Origin of the sequence: Streptomyces sp. sk2.1, from assembly GCF_008120935.1 — a bacterium.
In the GTDB taxonomy this organism is placed as follows: domain Bacteria; phylum Actinomycetota; class Actinomycetes; order Streptomycetales; family Streptomycetaceae; genus Streptomyces.
This window is the reverse complement of the sequence record NZ_RDBO01000020.1, coordinates 744,915-762,630: the sequence shown is the minus strand read 5'-3', so window position 1 is coordinate 762,630 and position 17,716 is coordinate 744,915. Positions and strand designations below refer to the sequence as shown.

Annotated in this window: 21 protein-coding genes and 2 pseudogenes; 17 read left to right on the top strand and 6 right to left on the bottom strand. The window is 73.1% G+C overall.

Annotation, left to right across the window (positions count from 1 at the left end; translation table 11 throughout):
• Positions 1-164: pseudogene (locus EAO76_RS47490) on the top strand (Cys-tRNA(Pro) deacylase); the annotation flags it as partial.
• 38 nt (positions 165-202) lie between these two features.
• On the opposite strand, the gene ybaK reads toward EAO76_RS47490, so the two are convergent.
• From ybaK to EAO76_RS06915, 4 genes are all read right to left on the bottom strand, one after another.
• Positions 203-709, bottom strand: coding sequence for a Cys-tRNA(Pro) deacylase (gene ybaK, locus EAO76_RS06930; protein ID WP_148834359.1), 507 nt, complete (start codon positions 707-709; stop codon positions 203-205).
• Positions 710-755: 46 nt separating this feature from the next.
• Positions 756-1,499, bottom strand: a complete 744-nt coding sequence (locus EAO76_RS06925; RefSeq protein WP_148834357.1) for an LON peptidase substrate-binding domain-containing protein — start codon at positions 1,497-1,499, stop codon at positions 756-758.
• A gap of 5 nt (positions 1,500-1,504) precedes the next feature.
• Complete coding sequence (locus EAO76_RS06920) at positions 1,505-2,530, bottom strand: hypothetical protein (RefSeq protein WP_376301218.1); 1,026 nt, start codon at positions 2,528-2,530, stop codon at positions 1,505-1,507.
• A gap of 281 nt (positions 2,531-2,811) precedes the next feature.
• Complete coding sequence (locus EAO76_RS06915; protein ID WP_148834353.1) at positions 2,812-4,413, bottom strand: oxidoreductase; 1,602 nt, start codon at positions 4,411-4,413, stop codon at positions 2,812-2,814.
• Between the two features lie 150 nt (positions 4,414-4,563).
• Here EAO76_RS06915 and hisD point away from each other — a divergent pair, with 150 nt between their 5' ends.
• The 10 genes from hisD (at position 4,564) to EAO76_RS06870 (ending at position 12,411) form a co-directional block, all read left to right on the top strand.
• Positions 4,564-5,886 carry a histidinol dehydrogenase gene (gene hisD, locus EAO76_RS06910; RefSeq protein WP_148834351.1) on the top strand — a complete coding sequence of 441 codons (1,323 nt, stop codon included), beginning with the start codon at positions 4,564-4,566 and terminating at the stop codon, positions 5,884-5,886.
• Positions 5,883-7,016: a histidinol-phosphate transaminase gene (locus EAO76_RS06905; protein ID WP_148834349.1), complete on the top strand. Its 1,134-nt coding sequence runs from the start codon at positions 5,883-5,885 to the stop codon at positions 7,014-7,016. Before hisD ends, EAO76_RS06905 begins: the two co-directional genes overlap by 4 nt.
• The gene (hisB, locus tag EAO76_RS06900) at positions 7,013-7,615 is read left to right on the top strand and encodes an imidazoleglycerol-phosphate dehydratase HisB (RefSeq protein ID WP_148834347.1); all 603 of its coding nucleotides are present in this window, start codon (positions 7,013-7,015) and stop codon (positions 7,613-7,615) included. The genes EAO76_RS06905 and hisB overlap by 4 nt, the downstream gene beginning before the upstream one ends.
• Complete coding sequence (locus EAO76_RS44360; RefSeq protein WP_187438482.1) at positions 7,612-7,779, top strand: hypothetical protein; 168 nt, start codon at positions 7,612-7,614, stop codon at positions 7,777-7,779. Before hisB ends, EAO76_RS44360 begins: the two co-directional genes overlap by 4 nt.
• A 37-nt stretch (positions 7,780-7,816) precedes the next feature.
• Positions 7,817-8,461, top strand: coding sequence for an imidazole glycerol phosphate synthase subunit HisH (gene hisH, locus EAO76_RS06895; RefSeq protein ID WP_148835609.1), 645 nt, complete (start codon positions 7,817-7,819; stop codon positions 8,459-8,461).
• Complete coding sequence (priA, locus tag EAO76_RS06890) at positions 8,461-9,186, top strand: bifunctional 1-(5-phosphoribosyl)-5-((5-phosphoribosylamino)methylideneamino)imidazole-4-carboxamide isomerase/phosphoribosylanthranilate isomerase PriA (RefSeq protein ID WP_148834345.1); 726 nt, start codon at positions 8,461-8,463, stop codon at positions 9,184-9,186. Before hisH ends, priA begins: the two co-directional genes overlap by 1 nt.
• Positions 9,183-9,581 (top strand): RidA family protein, encoded by a 399-nt coding sequence (locus tag EAO76_RS06885; protein WP_148834343.1) that lies wholly within the window; start codon positions 9,183-9,185, stop codon positions 9,579-9,581. Before priA ends, EAO76_RS06885 begins: the two co-directional genes overlap by 4 nt.
• The gene (hisF, locus tag EAO76_RS06880) at positions 9,578-10,333 is read left to right on the top strand and encodes an imidazole glycerol phosphate synthase subunit HisF (protein WP_148834342.1); all 756 of its coding nucleotides are present in this window, start codon (positions 9,578-9,580) and stop codon (positions 10,331-10,333) included. The genes EAO76_RS06885 and hisF overlap by 4 nt, the downstream gene beginning before the upstream one ends.
• A 156-nt stretch (positions 10,334-10,489) precedes the next feature.
• Positions 10,490-11,077 (top strand): transcriptional regulator, encoded by a 588-nt coding sequence (locus EAO76_RS06875; RefSeq protein ID WP_148834340.1) that lies wholly within the window; start codon positions 10,490-10,492, stop codon positions 11,075-11,077.
• Between the two features lie 29 nt (positions 11,078-11,106).
• Positions 11,107-12,411 carry an MFS transporter gene (locus EAO76_RS06870; RefSeq protein WP_148834338.1) on the top strand — a complete coding sequence of 435 codons (1,305 nt, stop codon included), beginning with the start codon at positions 11,107-11,109 and terminating at the stop codon, positions 12,409-12,411.
• Between the two features lie 28 nt (positions 12,412-12,439).
• On the opposite strand, the gene EAO76_RS06865 is transcribed toward EAO76_RS06870, so the two are convergent.
• Positions 12,440-13,072, bottom strand: a complete 633-nt coding sequence (locus EAO76_RS06865) for a TIGR03085 family metal-binding protein (protein WP_148834336.1) — start codon at positions 13,070-13,072, stop codon at positions 12,440-12,442.
• An 85-nt stretch (positions 13,073-13,157) separates the two neighbouring features.
• Here EAO76_RS06865 and hisI point away from each other — a divergent pair, with 85 nt between their 5' ends.
• From hisI to EAO76_RS06845, 4 genes are all read left to right on the top strand, one after another.
• Positions 13,158-13,541: a phosphoribosyl-AMP cyclohydrolase gene (gene hisI / locus EAO76_RS06860; RefSeq protein ID WP_148834334.1), complete on the top strand. Its 384-nt coding sequence runs from the start codon at positions 13,158-13,160 to the stop codon at positions 13,539-13,541.
• Positions 13,542-13,552: 11 nt separating this feature from the next.
• Positions 13,553-15,046 (top strand): anthranilate synthase component I, encoded by a 1,494-nt coding sequence (locus tag EAO76_RS06855; RefSeq protein WP_148834332.1) that lies wholly within the window; start codon positions 13,553-13,555, stop codon positions 15,044-15,046.
• Between the two features lie 14 nt (positions 15,047-15,060).
• Positions 15,061-15,714 carry a TIGR02234 family membrane protein gene (locus tag EAO76_RS06850; protein WP_148834330.1) on the top strand — a complete coding sequence of 218 codons (654 nt, stop codon included), beginning with the start codon at positions 15,061-15,063 and terminating at the stop codon, positions 15,712-15,714.
• Between the two features lie 127 nt (positions 15,715-15,841).
• Entirely contained in the window at positions 15,842-16,090 is a 249-nt protein-coding gene (locus tag EAO76_RS06845; RefSeq protein ID WP_148834328.1) for an HGxxPAAW family protein, read from the top strand.
• 73 nt (positions 16,091-16,163) lie between these two features.
• On the opposite strand, the pseudogene EAO76_RS47270 reads toward EAO76_RS06845, so the two are convergent.
• A pseudogene (locus EAO76_RS47270) lies at positions 16,164-16,268 on the bottom strand (HGxxPAAW family protein); the annotation flags it as partial.
• Between the two features lie 11 nt (positions 16,269-16,279).
• Between EAO76_RS47270 and EAO76_RS06840 the strand changes: the two are divergent.
• Together EAO76_RS06840 and trpC are read left to right on the top strand one after the other, a co-directional pair.
• On the top strand, positions 16,280-16,678 hold the full coding sequence (locus EAO76_RS06840; RefSeq protein WP_351829873.1) for a DUF2752 domain-containing protein: 399 nt from the start codon (positions 16,280-16,282) through the stop codon (positions 16,676-16,678).
• Positions 16,679-16,792: 114 nt separating this feature from the next.
• Positions 16,793-17,602, top strand: a complete 810-nt coding sequence (trpC, locus tag EAO76_RS06835) for an indole-3-glycerol phosphate synthase TrpC (RefSeq protein WP_148834324.1) — start codon at positions 16,793-16,795, stop codon at positions 17,600-17,602.
• Positions 17,603-17,716: the final 114 nt, after the last annotated feature.

Below are 17,716 nucleotides of genomic sequence, written 5' to 3'. Positions count from 1 at the left end.
GGCCAGCGGGCCAGCGCAAGCGGCTGCGCACGGTGCTGGACGCCTCGGCCCGGTCCCACGCGACGATCTGCGTCTCGGCGGGCCGCCGCGGCCTGGAGGTGGAGCTCTCCCCCGGGGACCTGGCGTCGCTCACCGGCGCGGTGTTCGCGGAGATCGGCCGGGCGACGGGGCACCCGTGCGGGCCCGAATCGCCGGAGGGGTGCTACGCGCCCCGGCCGATCTCCGCGAACACCGCGCCGGTGAGCGACGCCAGGTCCCCGGGGGAGAGCTCCACCTCCAGGCCGCGGCGGCCCGCCGAGACGCAGATCGTCGCGTGGGACCGGGCCGAGGCGTCCAGCACCGTGCGCAGCCGCTTGCGCTGGCCCAGGGGCGAGATGCCGCCGCGGACGTAGCCGGTGGTGCGCTCCGCGGCCGCCGGGTCGGCCATCGTGGCGCGCTTGCCGCCCACCGCGGAGGCCAGGGCCTTGAGGTCCAGCGAGCCGGCCACCGGGACGACGGCCACGGTGAGGGTGCCGTCGACGTCCGCGACGAGGGTCTTGAACACCCGGTCGGGGGAGACGCCCAGGGCCTGGGCCGCCTCCTCGCCGTAGGAGGCGGACGCCGGGTCGTGGTCGTAGGCGTGGACGGTGAACGCCGTGCCGGCCGCGGTCAGGGCGACCGTGGCCGGGGTGCCGCCGGACTGTTGCTGCTTCTTCGGCTTCTTCGCCACGGGGGAACGGTCCTCGGGTCGCTCGTCGCCGGCCGGGCCGGCCGGATCAGTTGGGGTGGGTCGGGGCGCGGGTCAGGTCCACCGCGGGCAGCGACGGCAGATGCCGGATGACGGCGGTCTCGGAGCGCAGCAGCGTCAGTTCCTCGCGCAGCCGGGTGGCGGTGTCGGGGGCCTGGAGCAGCCGCTGCTTGGCCGGGATGTCGAGCACGGCCGCCGCCGCGACCAGGTAGGAGACGACCGAGGGGTCGTCGGGCAGCTCCGCGCCGGTGGTCAGGGAGCGTTCGCTCGCCCCGGCCAGTCGCTTCTGGTAGCCGCGGAAGGCCCGCAGCACGCCCTCGGCGAGCGCCCCCGCCTCCTCGCCGGGCTCCTCGTCCAGCTCTTCGAGCTCGGCCGTCAGGAAGGGGCCGCTCGCGTCGACGGAGAGCAGCCTGACCCGGGTGGTGCCGGTCGCGAGCACCTCGAAACTGCCGTCCGGCCGTTCCCGGATCTTCGCCGCGTCGGCGACGCAGCCGACCCGGTGGAAGGACTGCACGGGATCGGGGCCGAAGCCGTCCGCGGGGCCGCGCTCGGCGGTGGCGTTCACCTCGTCCGGCATCCCCAGGGCCGTCGGGGCGGTCTCGCGGCCGTCGCGGATCGCGACCACGGCGAAGCGCCGGGGTTCGTCCTCGTCGGTCTTCAGCAGCTCGCGCATCATGGCGCGATAACGTTCCTCGAAGACGTTCAGCGGCAGCACGAGGCCGGGGAACAGCACCACGTTCAGCGGGAACAGGGGCAGGCGAGCGGTGGTCACAACGCTCAAGCGTAATGGCCGCGGGTACGGCCCCGGTCGGCCCGGTCCGGCATGAGTGTCCCGCAGGCCACCCGGAGCCGCGCGTCGTCCCTCGCCTCCAGGAACCGGCCGAGCGGATCGTCGGAGACCGACGACCACGGGAACGACGCCGCGTGGGGTCCGATTCGCCGGAACTGTTCCAGCGCCTCGGCCCAGCGGCCCCGGGCGACCAGCACGAACGCCAGCAGGTTGCGGACCTCGGCCGGCCAGGGGTCGCCCGGCGCGAACGAGGCGGACAGCGTGATCGCCAGATCCGCCGCCGCGTCGATCCGCTCCTCCTGCACCGAGGTGGTCCGGGCCCCGGGCCCCTCGACCAGCAGGGCGAAGGCGGCCCGCAGCGGCAGCGCCTGGACCAGCGAGCCGGGCAGCGAGTCCTCGGCGGCCCGCTCGGCGAAGTCGAAGCACTCGCGGTGCGAGCCGTACCAGGCCGCGGAGAGGTAGCGCAGTGCCGCGACGTGGCAGCCGTAGTGGTGCGAGGAGCGCCGCACGGCCTGTTCCCACAGCGCCTCGAACACGGTGTGCGTGGCGTGGGTGCCGCGCGCGTGGTCGAGCGCGAGCCGCCAGGGCACCGGGTCGCGCGGATCGCTCTCGGCCGCCGCGGTGATCAGTGGCCCCACCTCGCGCAGCTGCTCGCTCCTGGCGGGCGACTCCCAGGCCCGGCGGACCGCCAGTTGTGCCTTGACGAGCAGGGCGTCCGGGTCGTGCGGGGCGGCGGCCAGCCAGTCGGTCAGCCAGCCGTCGCGGCTGCGGGCGAAGGCGACGAGCCGGACGAGGTAGCGGTCCCGGTTCTCCCACTCGGCGCCGTCCCGGGTGGTGGCGAGGAGCTTCGCGGCAGGCTCGTACTCCCCGAGGGCGGCGGCGACCAGCGCCGGGGAGAGCCGCTCGTCGGGGGCGTCGAGCAGCACCGTGTCGTCCGCGGGCAGTTCGGCGGAGCCCTGTGGGGAGCGCCGGAACCGGCCCGCGGTACGGAGCAGAGCGCGGAGGAATGGCATGGTGCAGACCATTGAAAAGCGCTGGTCGGGGCGGCGCCAGAGGCGTGCTGTGAAGCTTTGGTGCCGAGTGAAGGGGTTGTATTCGACCGAGTCAAGAAAGAGTAAAGGAAAGCGCGGAATCTGGCTTGTTCCTGTCGCTGAGGCCGGTGCTGTCCGATGGTGCGGACGCGGCCCGTCCGGACGTTCGACCACGGCCCGGAACCCCCGCGCGGGGCGTGCCGCGCAAGGGATTCCGGGCGGGCCGGCCCTCGGCCGCCGGCCCGCCCGTGGCCGGAATCCGGTCAGCCCCGGCGCAGCAGCCGGGTGGCGCCCGTCGCGACCGTCGTGGCCAGTATCCAGCCCAGCAGGACCAGCACGGCCGCGGCCCACTGCCAGCCGCCCTCCATCCGCCAGTAACCGTCCTGGCCCAGGTTGATCACCGGGATCAGCAGGTCCAGCGCGTACAGCGGCGCGTTCCACTCCGGGTGCTCGTCCGGCTTGATCGGCGCCGGCATCTGCCGGGAGAAGGCCAGCGCCCCCGCCGCCCAGAGCAGCGCCATCCAGACCGCCGCCCGTCCCGGCCGGTAGCCGTACGCCACCGCCCAGTCCTGCAGGAAGCCCCAGAGCTTCGCGGCGAGCGGCAGCGTCTCGCGCCGCCGCCGCTGCTTGGCCAGCAGCACCTCGCGGGCGTCCGCGTCCTCCCCGCAGTTGCGCAGCACCGTCGCGAGCCGCTCGTACGGCTCCGGCACGTACTCCGGAGTCGCCGCCGCCACCCACTCCAGGCGCCGGGAGAGCGGGAAGTGCCCGTACGGGACGAGGTTCTCGTACACGAAACCGCCCATCGCCAGGCCGCCGGGCCCCGGCCAGCTGGTCGACACGTCGATCAGCGTGACGACCTTCGCGCCGTTCAGCACGACCCGGCCCTCGTCCGGCCGCTCCGCGTTGAACCGCAGCTCCGGGGTGACGATCCGGCGCAGCGACAGCTCCTCGTGCCGGCCCAGCACGAACCGCGCCTTGTGCAGGTCGACCGCGTCGCCGAACCGCCCGTCGTCGAGCCGTACCCCGCCGCGGCACTCGAAGGTCTGCGACCGGGTGCCGCTCGCCGGGGTCGACGCCATGACGATGCCGAACGGGGGAGTGGTGCCCTGGATGCCGGTGTCGACGCTCACCCACGCCTCGCTCATGTACAGCGTCCGCTCCACGGTCAGCTGCGGGGCGTTCAGCGCGCGCCGCCCGTCCCTGCCCCGCAGCCGGCTGCCGCGCAGGCTCAGCGAACCGCCGACCTTCGCCCCGCGCAGACTCAGCTCGCCGCGCGCCTCCACCAGCTCCGCCTGGAGGTCCTGGGCGACCGACAGCCCGTCGGCGGCCAGGGCGCGACCGCCCCGGTCCGGACCGATCTCGATCTGGTTGATCAGTAGATCCGTGCCGATCTGGGCGTCGGTCAGCCGGATGCCGCGCTCGACCCGGCAGCGCGGCAGGTGCAGATCGCCCTCGGTCCGCAGCCGGGCCGCCTCCAGCCGGGGCATCGCGCAGCCCACGATCCGCAGTGTCGTGAAGTGGCACTCGGGCAGCACCACCTCGTTCTCGAAACGGCAGCCGGTCATCTCGACGTACGGCGAGACACGCCCGCCCGCGAGGTCGAGCGTCCCGGTGATCCGCACGCCCCGCAGCTTCAGCGCGGCGACCCGGCCCGGCCTCGGCGGCGGCCCGGACAGCAGCAGCCGGGCGACGACGCGCCCGTCCACACTGCGTTCGGGGCCCCAGATCCGGGGCGCGAACGGATCGTCCCGCGCCGGGTCGCGGGCGCGCAGATCGTAGGTACTGCCGTTCCGGAACGACTGCCACATGCCCAGCTCGGCCGCGCTGAGACCATCCGGAAAATCACCGTCGTGCGGCTCGGTCACGATTCCCCCTTCCACTTCCAAGCTGTTCTTCCCGCTGAGTGACGAGGTGAACGCCATCAGTCATCGAGTACGGCCGGAAGGCGTCCAGAACACGTATCAGCCAGTGATACGGACGACCGGATGCCGGAGACGGTCTGCGAGAATTGCGGTGTGATCTCTCGAATCGATCTGCGCGGCGACGTCCTCCCCGAGGGCGGAGCCCTGCGCGACCTGCTGCCCCGTGCCGAGTTCGACGTGGAAGCCGCCCTGGAGACGGTGCGGCCCATCTGCGAGGACGTACGCCATCGCGGCTCCGCGGCAGTGATCGAGTGGGGGGAGAAATTCGACGGCGTACGGCTCGAATCGATCCGTGTCCCGGCCTCGGCGATCGCCGAGGCCGCCGAGAACCTCGACCCCGACGTCCGGGCCGCCCTGGAGGAGTCGATCCGCCGCGCCCGCCTCGTCCACCGCGAACAGCGCCGCACCACGCACACCACCCAGGTCGTCCCCGGCGGCACCGTCACCGAGAAGTGGGTGCCGGTCGAGCGCGTCGGGCTGTACGTGCCGGGCGGGCGCTCCGTCTACCCGTCGTCCGTCGTCATGAACGTCGTGCCGGCCCAGGAGGCGGGCGTCGAGGGCGTCGCCGTGGCCTCCCCGCCGCAGAAGGACTTCGGCGGCCTGCCGCACCCGACCATCCTCGCCGCCTGCGCCCTGCTCGGCGTCGACGAGGTGTACGCGGCCGGCGGCGCCCAGGCCGTCGCGATGTTCGCGTACGGGACGGACGAGTGCCCCCCGGTGAACCTCGTCACCGGCCCCGGCAACATCTACGTCGCCGCCGCCAAGCGGCTCCTCAAGGGCCGCATCGGCATCGACGCGGAGGCCGGTCCCACCGAGATCGCGATCCTCGCGGACTCCACCGCCGACCCGGTGCACGTCGCCGCCGACCTGATCAGCCAGGCCGAGCACGACCCGATGGCCGCCGCCGTCCTCGTCACCGACTCCGCGGAGCTGGCCGCCGCCACCGAGGCCGAGCTGAAGCCGCAGATCGCCGCGACCAAGCACGTCACCGACCGGATCGAACCCGCACTGGCCGGCCGCCAGTCCGCGATCGTCCTGGTCGACGACCTGGCGGACGGCCTCAAGGTCGTCGACGCGTACGCCGCCGAGCACCTGGAGATCCAGACCGCCGACGCCGCCGCCGTCGCCCAGCGGGTCCGCAACGCCGGCGCGATCTTCGTCGGCCCCTGGTCCCCGGTCTCGCTCGGCGACTACTGCGCGGGCTCCAACCACGTGCTGCCGACGGGCGGTTGCGCCTGCCACTCGTCCGGGCTCTCCGTGCAGTCCTTCCTGCGCGGCATCCACATCGTCGACTACACGCGCGACGCGCTCGCCGAGGTCACCCACCACGTCGTGACCCTCGCCGAGGCGGAGGACCTCCCCGCCCACGGCGCCGCGCTCAAGGCCAGGTTCGGCTGGAAGGTTCCGCAGCAGTGACGCACGGCAACACCCCCCGCGGGGCCACCCGCATCGACGACCTCCCGATCCGCGACGAACTGCGCGGCAAGTCGCCGTACGGGGCACCGCAGCTCGACGTGCCCGTACGGCTGAACACCAACGAGAACCCCTACCCGCTGCCCGAGGAGCTCGTCGATCGGATCGCCGAGCGGGTCCGCGAGGCCGCCCGCGACCTCAACCGCTACCCCGACCGGGACGCCGTCGAGCTCCGTACGGAACTGGCCCGCTACCTCACCCGCACCGCCGGGTACGAGGTCGGCCCCGCCGAGGTCTGGGCGGCCAACGGCTCCAACGAGGTGCTCCAGCAGCTGCTCCAGGCCTTCGGCGGCCCCGGCCGCACCGCGATCGGCTTCGAGCCCTCGTACTCCATGCACGCCCTCATCGCCCGCGGCACCGGAACCGGCTGGATCTCCGGACCGCGCAACGAGGACTTCACCATCGACGTCGAGGCCGCCCGGAAGGTCATCGCCGAGCGGCGCCCCGACATCGTCTTCATCACCTCGCCCAACAACCCCACCGGCACCGCCGTCGACGCCGACACCGTCCTCGCCCTGTACGAGGCCGCGCAGGCGGCCAAGCCGTCGATGGTCGTCGTCGACGAGGCGTACGGCGAGTTCAGCCACCGCCCCTCGCTGCTCCCGCTGATCGAGGGCCGGCCGAACATGGTGCTCTCGCGCACCATGTCCAAGGCGTTCGGCGCCGCCGGACTGCGCCTGGGCTACCTCGCCGCCGACCCGGCGGTGGTGGACGCGGTCCAGCTGGTGCGCCTGCCGTACCACCTGTCCTCCATCACCCAGGCCACCGCGCTCGCCGCCCTGGAGCACACCGATACGCTGCTCGCGTACGTCGACCGGCTCAAGGGCGAACGCGACCGGATCGTCGCGGAGCTGCGCGCGCTGGGCTACGAGGTCGTCGACTCGGACGCCAACTTCGTCCAGTTCGGTCGCTTCCCCGACAGCCACACGGTCTGGCGGCAGATCCTCGACCGGGGCGTCCTGGTCCGGGACAACGGCGTACCGGGATGGCTGCGGGTCTCCGCGGGCACCCCGGCAGAGAACGACGCGTTCCTCGACGCGGTACGCGAACTGAAGAAGGAGCACGACGCATGACTCGCGCGGCCCGCGTAGGAAGAGTCGAACGCACCACCAAGGAGACCTCGGTGCTCGTCGAGATCGATCTCGACGGCTCCGGCAAGGTCGACGTGTCGACCGGGGTCGGTTTCTACGACCACATGCTCGACCAGCTCGGCCGGCACGGGCTCTTCGACCTCACCGTCAAGACCGACGGCGACCTGCACATCGACACGCACCACACCATCGAGGACACCGCCCTCGCGCTCGGCGCGGCGTTCCGGCAGGCCCTCGGCGACAAGGTCGGCATCTACCGCTTCGGCAACTGCACCGTCCCGCTGGACGAGTCGCTCGCCCAGGTCACCGTCGACCTCTCCGGCCGGCCGTACCTGGTGCACACCGAGCCGGAGAACATGGCGCCGATGATCGGCACGTACGACACGACGATGACCCGGCACATCCTGGAGTCCTTCGTCGCCCAGGCGCAGATCGCCCTGCACGTCCACGTACCGTACGGGCGCAACGCCCACCACATCGTGGAATGCCAGTTCAAGGCGCTCGCCCGCGCCCTGCGTTACGCCAGCGAGCACGACCCGCGCGCCGCCGGCATCCTCCCCTCCACGAAGGGCGCGCTGTGACCGGCCTCAGCACCATCCTGATCGTCGTCGGCCTGTTCCTGGCCGGCGGCGTCTACTCCTTCTCGAAGCAGAAGATGCCCCGCGGGGTCATAGTCCTGCTCGGCATCGGATCCTTCATGTGCCTGCTCGCGGGCGTCATGCGGATCCAGGGACTCTGGGACTGAGGCGCGGCTCGTGAGCGAACGGAACAAGAGCGACCGGATGAAGAGCGGCAAGAAGAAGGTCGTCGTCTTCGACTACGGATTCGGCAACGTCCGCTCCGCCGAGCGGGCCCTCGCCCACGTCGGCGCGGACGTCGAGATCACCCGCGACTACGAGAAGGCGATGAACGCCGACGGGCTGCTGGTGCCCGGCGTCGGAGCGTTCTCCGCCTGCATGGAGGGGCTGCGGAAGGCCCGCGGCGAATGGGTCATCGGCCGCAGGCTCTCCGGCGGCCGCCCCGTCATGGGCATCTGCGTCGGGATGCAGATCCTCTTCGAGCGCGGCATCGAGCACGGCGTGGAGACGGAGGGGCTGGACGAGTGGCCCGGCACCGTCGCCCCGCTGAAGGCCCCGGTCGTCCCGCACATGGGCTGGAACACCGTGCGGGCCCCCGAGGACTCCCAGCTCTTCGCCGGCCTCGACCCCGAGGCCCGGTTCTACTTCGTGCACTCCTACGCGGTGCACGACTGGAGCCTGGAAGTCACCAACCCCAAGATCCGCGCACCCCGGGTCACCTGGGCCACCCACGGCGAGCCGTTCGTCGCCGCCGTGGAGAACGGCGCCCTGTGGGCCACCCAGTTCCACCCCGAGAAGTCCGGCGATGCCGGCGCCCAGCTGCTGACCAACTGGATCGAGACGCTGTAATGCCGAAGCTTGAACTGCTCCCCGCCGTCGATGTCCGTGACGGACAGGCCGTCCGGCTCGTCCACGGCGAGTCCGGCTCCGAGACCTCCTACGGGTCCCCGCTGGAGGCCGCCCTCGCCTGGCAGCGCGCCGGCGCCGAGTGGCTGCACCTCGTCGACCTGGACGCCGCCTTCGGCACCGGTGACAACCGCGCGCTGATCGCCGAGGTGGCCGGTGCCATGGACATCAAGGTCGAACTCTCCGGCGGCATCCGCGACGACGACTCGCTCGCCGCGGCCCTCGCCACCGGCTGCCGCCGGGTCAACCTCGGCACCGCCGCCCTGGAGACCCCGGAATGGGTCGCCAAGGTCATCGCCGAGCACGGCGACCAGATCGCCGTCGGCCTCGACGTCCGCGGCACGACGCTGCGCGGCCGGGGCTGGACCCGTGACGGCGGCGACCTCTACGAGACACTCACCCGCCTCGACTCCGAGGGCTGCGCCCGCTACGTCGTCACCGACATCGCCAAGGACGGCACGCTCCAGGGCCCCAACCTGGAACTCCTGAAGAACGTCTGCGCCGCCACCGACAAGCCGGTCGTCGCCTCCGGCGGCGTCTCCTCGCTGGACGACCTGCGGGCCATCGCCTCGCTCGTCCCGGAGGGCGTCGAGGGCGCGATCGTCGGCAAGGCGTTGTACGCGAAGGCGTTCACCCTCGAAGAAGCCCTCCAGGTGGTCTCCGGATGAGCGACTCGGTCAACCGGGTCTCCTCGGGCGCCCCGTGGGAGGAGCGGTTCGGCTACTCCCGCGCGGTGGAGCTGCCGAACGGGCTCGTCCTGGTCGCGGGCTGCACCTCGGTGGAGAACGGCCAGATCTCCGCAGGCGGCCCGTACGAGCAGACCGTCACCTCCTTCAAGGTCGCCCTCGACGCGCTGAAGCAGTTCGGCCTGGGCCGCGAGGACGTCGTCCGCACCCGGATGTACGTCACGCACGTCCGGGACACGGAGGAGGTCGGCCGGGCCCACAAGGAGCTCTTCGGCGAGGTCCGCCCCGTCGCGACGATGGTCGTCGTCGCCGGTCTGGTGGACCCGAGCCTGGTCGTCGAGGTCGAGGTCGAGGCGTACCGGGCAGGTGCGCGATGAGCCTCGCGGTACGCGTCATCCCCTGCCTGGACGTCGACAACGGCCGGGTCGTCAAGGGCGTCAACTTCCAGAACCTGCGCGACGCGGGCGACCCCGTCGAGATGGCGAAGCTGTACGACGCCGAGGGCGCCGACGAGCTGACCTTCCTGGACATCACCGCCTCCAGCGGCGACCGGGAGACCACCTACGACGTGGTGCGCCGCACCGCCGAGCAGGTCTTCATCCCGCTGACGGTCGGCGGCGGCGTCCGCACCGCCGAGGACGTCGACAAGCTGCTGCGGGCCGGCGCGGACAAGGTCGGCGTCAACACCGCCGCCATCGCCCGCCCCGACCTCGTCCGGGAGATCGCCGAGCGTTTCGGCCGTCAGGTCCTGGTGCTCTCGGTGGACGCCCGGCGCACCCCCGAGGGCACCTTCGAGGTCACCACGCACGGCGGCCGCAGGGGCACCGGCATGGACGCCGTCGAATGGGCGCACCGCGCCGCCGAGCTGGGCGCGGGCGAGATCCTGCTCAACTCGATGGACGCGGACGGCACCAAGGACGGCTACGACACCGAGATGATCACGGCGGTCCGCAAGCACGTGACCGTCCCCGTCATCGCCTCCGGCGGCGCGGGCCGGCTCGCCCACTTCGCGCCCGCCATCGCGGCGGGGGCCGACGCGGTGCTCGCCGCCTCCGTCTTCCACTTCGGCGATCTGCGGATCTCCGAGGTCAAGGACGCGCTCAGGGAGGCCGGACACCCGGTCCGCTGACCCCGTACCACCCCATCGATCGCCGGACGGGCCGCCATGGCCCGTCCGGCGATCGGCTTTTCGGCCCCGTTCCGGTCCGGCCCCGCCCCGAAAGTCCACAACTTCTCTTGCGCAATAAATATTGCGCAAGTTTTCTTTTGTATCTAGGGTCGGGGCATGGCAAGCAACGAATCACGCCGCGTCTCGGACCTGGAGACCCTGAAGGCGTTCGGACACCCTCTGCGGATGAAGCTGTACCGGGCGCTCTACATCGCGGGCAGCGCCACCGCCTCCCAGCTCGCCGAACAGGTCGACGAGGCCGTCTCCCTGGTCAGCTACCACCTGCGCAAGCTCGCCGACCACGGCCTGATCGAGGAGGCCGAGCAGCAGGGCAGGGACGGCCGCGAACGCTGGTGGCAGCCCGCCTCCAAGGGGCTGACCTTCCACGACGAGGACTTCAGCGACGCCCCCGAGAAGGTCGCCACGCACGCCGCCATCAGCCGGCTCTCCTTCGACCAGCACATCGAGATGTACCGCCGCTACCTCGACTCGTCGAGCGGCTGGGCCCCCGAATGGCGCAGCGCCGCGTTCTTCTCCGAGTACCTCGCCCGCCTCACCGCCGAGGAACTCGCCGACCTGGGCCGCGAGATGAGCGAGCTGGTCAACCGCTACGAGAGCCTCGGCCGCACCCGCGCCGAGGCCGGCGACACGGAAGGGCGCGAGAACGTCGCGCTGCACCTGTACGGATTCCCGTTCCGCACCTGAGCGGACCGACACCCGGAAGGACGCCCCGCATGACCGGCACCGACCCCGGCACGGCCACCGACTCCCGCACGACCGCAGAACCCGGCACACCCGTGGAGCCCGGCACGGCCACGGAGGCCGCCGGACGCCCCGCCCACCGCGACGCCAACGTCCTGCGCTGGCTCGGTGCCCACACCGCGTCCGTGATCGGCGACAGCGTCTACTACATGGCGCTCGCCTGGGCCGCCGCCCGCACCGGCAGCGAGACCCAGACCGGCCTCGTCCTCGCCGCCGGCTCCATACCCCGGGCCGTGCTGATGCTCGGCGGGGGAGTGCTCGCCGACCGGATCGGACCGCGCCGCGTCGTCATCGGCAGCGACGCCGCCCGCTGCCTGGTCGTCCTCGGACTGGCGGGCGCCCTGCTGCTCACCTCGCCCGCCCTGTGGCTGCTGATCGCCGTCGGGCTCGTCTTCGGCGTGGTCGACGCCCTCTTCCTGCCCGCCGTCGGCGCCCTGCCGCCCCGGATCACCACCGAGGACCAGCTGGCCCGGGTCCAGGGCCTGCGCGGGCTCTCCGTCCGCACCGCCAACGTCGTCGGCGCCCCGCTCGGCGGCCTCGCGGTGGCCCTCGGCGGCCCGGCGCTCGCCTTCGCCGCGGCCGGGGTGCTCTTCGCCGTGTCGCTGCCGCTGCTGATGTCCCTGCGGATCAGGCCGCTGCCCGGCGGGAAGGACGCCGGACCGTCCGGCACCGCCCGGCACGACCTGGCCGACGGGCTGCGCCACATCCGCCGCCACCCGCTGCTCGGCCCGCTGGTCCTCGTCGTCGCCGTCACCGAACTGGGCTTCTCCGGACCGCTCAACCTCGGCATGGTCCTGCTCGCCGGGGAACGCGGCTGGGGCGCCTCCGGCATGGGCTGGATCGTCGCCGGGTTCGGGACCGGGGCCGGCGCGTCCGCCCTGCTGCTCGCCGTGCGCGGCCGGGTGCCGCGCGCCGGACTGGTGATGTGCCTGACGGTCCTGGCCGCCGCGGTCGCCGTCGGGGCCGTGGCCCACGTCCCGTCGGTTCCCCTCGCCGTCGCCGCGGCCTGCTGCGTCGGGCTCTTCGCCGGCCTCGGCGGCGCCCTGTGCGGAGCCCTGATCCAGACCGTCACCGAACCCGCCTACCTCGGCCGGGTCACCTCGGTGACGACCCTGTTCACCCACGCGATCGCCCCGCTCGGCTACCCGGTCACGGGCGCGGCCGTCGCCGCCTGGGGGACCGGCCCGGTCTTCGTCGCCAGCGCCGCGGTGTGCGCGGCCGGAGGGGTGACCGGGCTGGCCATCGCCGGGCTGCGCCGCGCGGAACTCCCGGGCTGAGCCCGCCCCCGTACGCCCCTGGTGGGACTTACATCCCCAGCTCGGCCGTGCCCAGCCGGTCCACCGCCTCCTTGTCGCCCGCCAGCTCCACCGCCGCCGCGTCCTGCCGCCCGAACGCGAAGAGCAGCAGCTCGCCCGGCTCGCCGGTCACCGTCACCACCGGGACGCCCTTGTGCGCCACCACCGTCCGCCCGTCGGGGCGGCGCAGCACCAGCCCCACCGGGGACCTGCGGCCCAGCAGCCGGGCCGTCCGCTCGGTGCGCGACCACAGCAGATCGGCGAAGACCGGGTCCAGCTCCCGCCGCGACCAGTCCGGCTGGGCCCGGCGGACGTCCTCCGCGTGGATGTAGAACTCCACGGTGTTGGCGGCCTCGTCGACCTGCTTCACGGCGTACGGGGAGAACCGCGGCGGCCCGGTGCGGATCAGCTGGATCAGCTCCTCGTACGGCTTCGCGGTGAACTCGGCCTGCACCCGTTCGAGCCGGTTCTTCAGCACGCCCACCAGAATCCCGCCCGCCGCGTCCGGCCGGCGCTCCCGGACCACCACGTGGGCGGCCAGGTCCCGGGCGGTCCAGCCGCGGCACAGGGTCGGGGCCTCCGGGCCCGCCGCCTCCAACAGATCGGCGAGCAGAAGCCGTTCACGCTTCGCATGGGTCGACATGCTCGCCAGCGTACGGCCGCCGAACCCGGTCCGCCCAGTGGACGTCGCGCCGAACGGCCCCCGCGACCACGGCACAATGGGGCGCATGACCAGCGAGCCCACGCCCAGCACTCCGCCGCCGTCCGGCAACCTCGATCCGGCCATCGCGGCCCGCCTCAAGCGCGGCGCCGACGGACTCGTCCCGGCCATCGCCCAGCAGTACGACACCGGCGAGGTGCTGATGCTCGGCTGGATGGACGACGAGGCCCTGCACCGCACCCTCACCACCGGCCGGTGCACCTACTGGTCCCGCAGCCGGCAGGAGTACTGGGTCAAGGGCGACACCTCGGGCCACATCCAGCAGGTCAAGTCCGTCGCCCTCGACTGCGACGCCGACACCGTCCTCGTCAAGGTCGACCAGACGGGTGCCGCCTGCCACACCGGCGACCGCACCTGCTTCGACGCCGACGTCCTCCCACTCGCGCAGTAGGGGCAGCCGCCATGGATCTCGACACCTTCCGCAAACTCGCCGTGGACCGGCGCGTCATCCCCGTCAGCCGCAGGCTCCTGGCGGACGGCGACACCCCGGTCGGGCTCTACCGCAAGCTCGCGGCCGAGCGCAGCGGCACCTTCCTCCTGGAGTCGGCGGAGAACGGCCGCACCTGGTCGCGCTACTCCTTCATCGGGGTGCGCAGCGCCGCCACCCTCACCGCGCGCGACGGACGGGCCCACTGGCTGGGCGTCCCGCCCGTCGGCGTCCCCGTCGACGGGGACCCGCTGGAGGTCCTGCGCGCCACCATCGAGACCCTGCACACCCCGCACGACCTGGTCGTCGACGACGGACTGCCGCCCTTCACCGGAGGCATGGTCGGCTACCTCGGCTACGACGTCGTGCGCCGCCTGGAGCGGATCGGCGACAGCGCCGAGGACGACCTCCACCTCCCCGAGCTGACCATGCTGCTCACCTCGGACCTGGCCGTGCTCGACCACAGGGACGGCAGCGTCCTGCTGATCGCCAACGCGATCAACCACAACGACCTCTCGACCGGCGTCGACGAGGCGTACGCGGACGCCGTCGCCCGCCTCGACGCCATGGAACGCGACCTCTCGCGCCCCGTCGAGAACGCCCCCGCCGCCCTCCCGCCGTCCGAACTGCCCCCGTACACCGCGCTGTGGGGCGGCAAGGCGTACCAGGACGCCGTCGAGGACGTGAAGGAACGCATCAGGGCCGGCGAGGCGTTCCAGGTCGTCCCCTCGCAGCGCTTCCAGACCCCCTGCGCCGCCAGCGCGCTGGACGTCTACCGGGTGCTGCGCGCCACCAACCCCTCCCCGTACATGTACCTCTTCCGGTTCGACGGCTTCGACATCGCGGGCTCCAGCCCGGAGGCCCTCGTCAAGGTCGAGGACGGCCGCGCCATGGTCCACCCGATCGCCGGCACCCGGCACCGCGGCGCCACCCCCCAGGAGGACCAGGCGCTCGCCGACGAACTCCTCGCCGACCCGAAGGAACGCGCCGAGCACCTGATGCTGGTCGACCTCGGCCGCAACGACCTGGGACGGGTCTGCGAACCCGGCACCGTCGAGGTCGTCGACTTCATGTCCATCGAGCGCTACTCGCACGTGATGCACATCGTCTCCACGGTCACCGGCCGCGTCGCCGAGGGCCGCACCGCCTTCGACGTGCTCACCGCGTGCTTCCCCGCGGGCACCCTCTCCGGTGCTCCCAAGCCCCGGGCGATGCAGATCATCGAGGAGCTCGAACCCACCCGCCGCGGGCTGTACGGGGGCTGCGTCGGCTACCTCGACTTCGCCGGGGACTCCGACACCGCCATCGCCATCCGCACCGCGCTGCTCCGCGACGGCACGGCGTACGTCCAGGCCGGGGCGGGGGTCGTCGCCGACTCCGACCCGGTCGCCGAGGACACCGAATGCCGCAACAAGGCGGCTGCGGTGCTGCGCGCCGTCCATACGGCCAACCGGCTCCGCGGCGCGTGAGGCGGTAGGGGATAGTGGAGTACGTGAGTGCCGTATCCGTACCCCAGCCCCGAGCCGTCACCGCGCCCGACGCCCCGGGAAGCCGCCGCAGCCTGGCCGCCGGCCTGCTCCTCGGGGCGGCCGGCGCCACCGTCGTCCTGCTGTCCTCCGGCCAGACCTGGGCCGAGGGCCGGGCATCGGTCGGCGGCGGCTTCCTGCCCCTGGCCGCCGAGGGCCAGGACGTCACCGGGCTCCCCGCCGCCCTCGCCGTGGTGGGCCTGGCCGCCCTCGTCGCCGTCTTCGCGGTGCGCGGCGCCGGGCGGCTGGTCGTCGCCGGGCTCCTCGCCCTCAGCGGCCTCGGCGCCGGACTGAGCGCCTGCCTCGGCGCCGTCGACCGGGCCGCGCTCGACGAGAAGGCCGCGCAGACCACCGGCGACACCCAGGCCACCATCGACGCGCTCAGCCACACCGTGTGGCCCTACGTCACCGCGGTCGGCGGCCTGCTGATCCTGCTGGCCGGGCTGCTCGCGCTGCGCTACGGGAAGCGCTGGCCCACCATGTCGGGCCGCTACGAGCGGGACGGCACCCCCCGCCCCCGCAGGGCCGCCCGCACCGCCCCGGACCCGGACCGGCCCGAGGACCTGTGGAAGGCGCTGGACCGCGGCGAGGACCCGACGCGCGAGGTGTGACCCCCAGCTCACGTCCTACCCGCACGTACGGGACAATGAAGCCGAGCTCTCGGCACGGCGGCACCAACGGCGCCACCGGCCCTGCGCACAGCGATACCAACAGCGCATCACCAACAAGGAGCAACTCATGGCGGGCAGCAGCCACGGACACACCCCGGCCGCCTGGACCGGTGTCATCATCTCCTTCATCGGCTTCTGCGTCGCGGGCGTCTTCATGGTCGCGGCCAACCCCGTCGGCTTCTGGGCCGGAATGGCCGTCGTCCTCCTCGGCGGCGTCGTCGGCCTCGCGATGAAGGCAGCGGGCCTCGGCATGCCGAAGGAGTCGGCGGAGATGGCCCGGGCCAGGGCCCGCGCCGCGCAGGCCCAGGTCTCCTGAGGCACGGCATCCGTACCAGCGCGAGGCGCAGCCCTCTCCGGGCTGCGCCTCGCGCTGGTACGGATGCCGTGCCTCAGGAGACCTGGGCCTGCGCGGCGCGGGCCCTGGCCCGGGCCATCTCCGCCGACTCCTTCGGCATGCCGAGGCCCGCTGCCTTCATCGCGAGGCCGACGACCGCCGCCCGCGCCCGTGTCGCGCGCCCGGCGCCTCGCCGTGCCGGCGGGCGTCATGGCCCTGGTCGTCGGCGCCTTCGGCTACGTCGGAACCGTGGACCCCAACGAGCCCGGCCACTACCCCGTGTGCCCGCTGCTCCGCTTCACCGGGCTCTACTGCCCGGGCTGCGGCGGGCTGCGCAGCGCCCACGCCGTCGCGCACGGCGACATCGCCACCGCCCTCGGCTCCAACGCGCTCGCCGTCGCCGGCTACGCGGTCCTCGCCGTCCTGTGGGTGGTCTGGGTGGTCCGCGCCTGCCGGGGCAGGCCCATGGGCCTCGCGGTCCGGCCCGCCGTGTGGTGGGCGATCGGGGCCGTGCTGCTGGTCTTCTCGGTCGTCCGCAATCTGCCGTTCGGTTCCGCTCTGGCACCCTGAATGCTCAGCTGGTGGGACGTTTCCCGAGCGGATTCGGGCCCTTCGCCCTCCTGCGGATAGCATTGACATGGCTGATCCTGTTCCCTCATCACCTCCCGGAAGGGGGCCGCTCGCGTGAGTGTGCTCGACGAGATCATCGACGGCGTGCGCGCCGACCTCGCGGAGCGGCAGGCGCGTGTCAGCCTCGACGAGCTGAAGGAACGCGCGCAGCGTGCTCCGGCGGCCAAGGACGGAGCCGCCGCCCTGCGCGGCGAGGGCGTCAACGTCATCTGCGAGGTCAAGCGCTCCAGCCCCTCCAAGGGGGCCCTGGCCGCGATCGCCGACCCGGCCGGACTGGCCGCGGACTACGAGGCGGGCGGCGCGTCCGTCATCTCCGTCCTCACCGAGGAGCGCCGCTTCGGCGGTTCCCTCGCCGACCTGGAGGCCGTCCGCGCCAAGGTCGACATCCCGGTCCTGCGCAAGGACTTCATCGTCACCTCGTACCAGCTCTGGGAGGCCCGTGCCTACGGCGCCGACCTCGCCCTGCTCATCGTCGCCGCCCTCGACCAGGAGGCCCTGGTCTCCCTGATCGAGCGCGCCGAGTCCATCGGCCTGACGCCGCTGGTCGAGGTGCACGACGAGGAGGAGGCGGAGCGCGCCGTGGACGCCGGGGCCAAGGTCATCGGGGTCAACGCGCGCAACCTGAAGGACCTCAAGGTCGACCGCTCCACCTTCGAGCGCGTCGCCCCCGAGATCCCCGACCACCTCGTCAAGGTCGCCGAGTCCGGTGTCCGCGGCCCGCACGACCTGATCGCGTACGCCAACGCGGGCGCCGACGCGGTGCTCGTGGGCGAGTCCCTGGTCACCGGCCGCGACCCGCGGGCCGCCGTCGCCGACCTGGTCGCCGCGGGCGCCCACCCGGCGCTCCGGCACGGACGGGGCTGACCGCGACCGTGTACGCCGACCGTCCCGAGCTCCGTGTCCGCAGGGCCCCGCGCCCCGCCGGTGCCACGGCTGCCCGGGGCGTGTCCGCGTCCACGGCGCACGGCTGCCTCCCGC